The organism is Olavius algarvensis spirochete endosymbiont (genome assembly GCA_900608495.1).
Classification (GTDB): Bacteria; Spirochaetota; Spirochaetia; order DSM-2461; family DSM-2461; genus UBA2779.
In genome coordinates, this window is record UWYT01000190.1 from 1 (window position 1) to 387 (window position 387).

General features: G+C 45.5%; 1 protein-coding gene. It reads right to left on the reverse strand.

Features of this window, described 5'->3' with window-relative positions; genetic code table 11:
* Window positions 1-127: 127 nt before the first annotated feature.
* Window positions 128-387, reverse strand: a 260-nt coding sequence (locus S1OALGB6SA_RS05580; RefSeq protein WP_230204440.1) for a hypothetical protein, incomplete at its 5' end; no start/stop codon positions are given.

Sequence of the window (387 nt, forward strand, 5' to 3'; positions counted from 1 at the left end):
CGGCCATCACGGTTACCTCTATAAATCCAATTAACTGGAACACCCTCAACACGTACAAAGTAACACGAGGATAAGATGGAAGTGCACAATAGAAGCCCAAATGCAATAAATATCTTCATAACCACCTTCACTTATTTAGAGCGCGGTCCATAACCCCAATATCATGCAAATAGATTCCCCCAAAAACACGTCCTCCAAGTATTGCCCCAATTAAAGCATCGCCCCGGGTCGGATTTACAGGTATCTGGGTGCCGACAGCATTCGGCAGTGGAGTTAGATTCTGTATACGAGTAAGGGCATCTCCCCTCATATGGTAGTTGGTCACCTTATCAGCATGGGGCCCAATATTACTTTCATGAAGTCCCGCAGCGTTAAAGGTAACTGCAT